The 3,798-nt window shown below is 67.4% G+C and carries 4 protein-coding genes and 1 pseudogene; all 5 read left to right on the plus strand.

All coding sequences use genetic code 11. The features are described from left to right. On the plus strand, positions 1–606 hold a 606-nt coding region (locus K228_RS0124150; RefSeq protein ID WP_025620681.1), incomplete at its 5' end, for an ABC transporter ATP-binding protein. Next, positions 603–1,364 carry an ABC transporter permease gene (locus K228_RS0124155; protein WP_025620682.1) on the plus strand — a complete coding sequence of 254 codons (762 nt, stop codon included), beginning with the start codon at positions 603–605 and terminating at the stop codon, positions 1,362–1,364. The genes K228_RS0124150 and K228_RS0124155, both read left to right, overlap by 4 nt. A gap of 25 nt (positions 1,365–1,389) precedes the next feature. Beyond that, positions 1,390–2,160 (plus strand): MerR family transcriptional regulator, encoded by a 771-nt coding sequence (locus tag K228_RS0124160; protein ID WP_025620683.1) that lies wholly within the window; start codon positions 1,390–1,392, stop codon positions 2,158–2,160. A 112-nt stretch (positions 2,161–2,272) separates the two neighbouring features. Beyond that, positions 2,273–2,587, plus strand: a complete 315-nt coding sequence (locus tag K228_RS0124165) for a type VII secretion target (protein ID WP_025620684.1) — start codon at positions 2,273–2,275, stop codon at positions 2,585–2,587. Next, a pseudogene (locus tag K228_RS0124170) lies at positions 2,584–3,705 on the plus strand (alpha/beta hydrolase); the annotation flags it as partial. The gene K228_RS0124165 and the pseudogene K228_RS0124170, both read left to right, overlap by 4 nt. Between the last annotated feature and the right edge of the window lie 93 nt (positions 3,706–3,798).

The raw sequence follows: 3,798 nt of genomic DNA on the forward strand, positions 1-3,798 counted from the left end.
GTTGCCGCGCAGGCGGGAAAGGTGCGTGCGTCGATCAGCCTGACGGGGCAGTTCGCCGCGGTCGACGAGGTCCTCAGCGGGCGGGAAAACCTGGTGCTGGTCGCCCGGCTGCGGCGGCAGCGGGAGCCGGGTCGGGTCGCGGATGGCCTGCTGGCCCGCTTCGCCCTCACCGACGCGGCGAACCGCCGGGTGGCGACGTACTCGGGTGGAATGCGTCGTCGCCTCGACCTCGCGATGAGTCTGGTCGGGAAGCCGCCGGTGATCTTCCTCGACGAGCCGACGACCGGGCTGGACCCGCAGGCGCGGCTGGAGGTGTGGCAGGCCGTCCGGGAACTCGCCGGCCAGGGTACGACGGTGCTGCTCACCACCCAGTATCTGGACGAGGCCGAGCAGCTCGCGGACCGGATCGCGGTCCTGCACGAGGGGCGCATCATCGCCAACGGCACGCTCGCTGAACTCCGGCGGCTGTTCCCGCCCGCGACCGTGGAGTACGTCGAGAAGCAGCCGTCCCTGGAGGACATCTTCCTGGCCATCGTCGGCGGCGGCGACACCGTCGTGCCGATCGCATCCACCTCACCGGTACGAGCAGCTAAGGATCCCCGATGACCGGCAACTTCTTCAGCGAAACCACCGCCCTGACACAGCGTTCCCTGCGCCACATCGGCCGCAGCCCGGACACCATCATCACGACCGCGATCACGCCGATCGCCCTCATGCTGCTCTTTGTCTACGTCTTCGGCGGCGCGGTCGAGGCCGGCTCGGATAACTATGTGAACTATCTGCTCCCCGGCATCCTGCTCATCACCGTGGCGTCGGGCATCTCTTACACCGCGTACCGGCTCTTCCTGGACATGAAGGGCGGCATCTTCGAACGGTTCCAGTCCATGCCGATCGCCCGCTCGGCCGTACTCTGGGCGCACGTGCTGACCTCGCTGGTCGCCAACCTGCTCTCGCTCGTGGTGGTGGTGCTGGTCGCCCTCGCGATGGGCTTCCGCTCCGGGGCGGGTGTGCTGGCCTGGTTGGCGGTCGCTGGGATCATGCTGCTGTTCACCCTGGCTCTGACCTGGCTCGCCGTAATCCCCGGGCTGACCGCGACGTCCGTGGAGGGGGCGAGCGCCTTCTCCTATCCGCTCATCTTCCTGCCGTTCATCAGCTCGGCGTTCGTGCCCACGGAGAGCATGCCCGGCCCGGTACGCGCCTTCGCCGAGAACCAGCCGGCCACCTCCATCGTCGACACGGTCCGGGGCCTGTTGGCGCAGCAGCAGGTCGGTGCTGACCTGTGGATCGCCCTCGCCTGGTGCGTCGGCCTGCTCGCCGTCGCGTACGTCGTAGCCAGGGCCGTCTACCATCGCAAGGTCAGGTGACGTTGTGCCCGGCGTGGAGGTAGCCATGCTGACGATCGGGCGGCTTGCCTCCTACGCCGGGGTTTCCATCCGCGCCGTGCGGCACTACCACCAGATCGGGCTTCTGCCGGAGCCGGCACGCGACGCCTCCGGCTACCGGAGCTACGACGCCGCCGCGGTGCTGCGCCTGATCCGGATCCGGACTCTCGCCGAGGCCGGCGTCCCGCTGGCCCGGGTCCGGGAGCTGCTCGATGCCGACCCCGAGACGTTCGCCGCCGCGACGATCGAGGTCGACCGGGAGCTGCGGGCGCGGATCCGCACCCTCCAGGAGCACCGGCGGCGGGTCGCGCAGCTGGGCTCCGTCGAGTCGCTGGCGGTCCCCGAGGAGGTGGCCGACTACCTGGAACGCCTCCGGGGCATCGGCGCACCGCCGGTGCTCGTCGAGGCGGAGCGCGACGCGTGGATTCTCGTGGCAGCGCGCTTCCCGGAGACGATCACGGCGATCATCGCCGACAAGGTGGCCCAGCTCGCCGACCCGCGGGTCCGCCGGCTCTACCAGCTCCTCAGCCGACTCACGGTGGAGCCGGAAAACGACGATCTACTGCGCGAGATCGCCGACCTGCTGAGCGACCAGTACGAGGAGGCGGCGGCGAGCGGGGTGTTGGACCAGCAGGACGAGATCATACCGGACCAGGCGTTCTACCGGTTGCTGGATTCGTACTCCTTTGCCGCCCACCCCGTCGTCGGCCGGCTGGCCGAGTTGCTCGCCGAACGTGGCTGGACCGGATGGACCCGAGTGGCGAAGCGCAGGCCCTGAGCCGGGACCGAATCCTTGCACCCATGGTCACTCTGGATGGTCGGTCGCGATGTGTGCTGTTACATCCAAGATGGTGGACCTTCGGTATTGTGCGGGGTCGCACGAGGGGGAGGTGCTGATGCATCCGGGATTCGCGGTTGATGTGGACGCCCTGAAGAGGGTGGGGGCGCAGGTGGAGGCGACTGCGGCGATGTTGCGGGAGTCGGTGCGGGCGGCTGGTGCTGGGTTGGCGCCGTCGTCGCCGCCGGGTTCGGCTGCGGTGGTTGCGGCGCGGGGTGCGGAGCGGGCGTGGCTGGCGGAGCTGCGTCGGCTGGCGGGGGAGTTGGATGGCTTCGGTGCGGATTTGAGCGCTTCGGCGCGGGAGTATCGGGCCGTGGATGAGGCGAGTGCTGATGGTTTGCGGCGCTCGGGGGTGTTGCCACGGTGAGTGATCTGACGTTGCGGGATGTGCTCGATTTTCGGCCGGATCCGTGGCATGAGTCGGCGCAGGTGTGGGGTCGGCTTGCGCAGGGGATTGACGATGCCGCTGAGCAGCTGATCCGGGGGAGCCGGGATCTTGTTTATGTGTGGCCGGATGGTCGGGCTTCCGCGGCTGCGGTGGGCAAGGGCGAGACGTTGCGGGCTGAGGTGAGTAACGCGTACAACCCGGCGAGGCGGGTCGCGGATGTGTTGGAGCAGCATGCGTACGCGATGGTGGGGTTGCGGCGGCAGGCGGAGGAGATTGTTGCCGCGGCGCGGGTGGCTGGTTATCGGGTGGACCTGGTGACTGGGGCGACGGCGCCGCCGCCGTCGGCGGATATGGCTGGTGGCTTGGACCGTTCCAGTCGGGCTACCGAGTCGGTGCTTCAGTATTTGCCGACGGTGGTGGAGTATGCGCGGGCGCAGGATGATGCGACGGCTAATGCCATCGCGGTTAATATACCGTCGCCGCAGGTGGGTTTCGGGACGGGCCGGCTGGATGGGGTTTCTCGTGCGGCGTTGGAGGCGCAGGCGGGGCGGAGTCCGGCTGAGGTTCATGCGTGGTGGGAGTCGTTGACTCCGTTGCAGCAGGAGCAGGTGTTGCGGGAGTTCCCGGATCTGGTTGGGCAGATGGACGGTATTCCGATCTCTGATCGGGATGTGGCCAACCGTACGGTGCTGGAGCGCGAACGCAGTCTGTTCCAGCAGGAGTTGAGCGAGAATAAGGCTAGAGAGGAGTTCCTGTTTAAAACTCTTGAACAGGGTGAGCTTTCAGATGTTTATCCGAAAGCCGTGGATCCGGGGACTGCGATGGCAGACGAGTTGAGGAGACTTAAGTACGAGAATGGCGAGTTGTCTGGCAAGCTGCGGGGCATCGACGCGATCACCACCCGCTTGAACGACATGGGCCTGCCGGCGGCGTACCTGATCGGGTTTTCCAGTGATGGGGACGGCCAAGTGATCGTCTCGGTCGGTGACCCGGACACCGCGGACAACGTGCTGACTTATGTGCCCGGTACCGGCGAGCACCTCTCGAAGGTCGGGGCCGGCCTGCAGCGCATAGACGACATGGCCGCAGACACCGCTCTAGTACTCCAGCAGGAGATCCGTTTCAGGGCTCGGTGAGAGATTGTCGGGCGTAGTGACCGATCTTGGCTTGGGCTTGGTGCTGGCGTCGGA

Origin of the sequence: Salinispora cortesiana (assembly GCF_000484695.1) — a bacterium.
GTDB lineage: Bacteria > Actinomycetota > Actinomycetes > Mycobacteriales > Micromonosporaceae > Micromonospora > Micromonospora cortesiana.

Bases quoted from the DNA above. Each gene is read 5' to 3' on its own strand.
- K228_RS0124160 (WP_025620683.1), top strand. From the start codon at position 1,390: ATGCTGACGATCGGGCGGCTTGCCTCCTACGCCGGGGTTTCCATCCGC.
- K228_RS0124155 (WP_025620682.1), top strand. From the start codon at position 603: ATGACCGGCAACTTCTTCAGCGAAACCACCGCCCTGACACAGCGTTCC.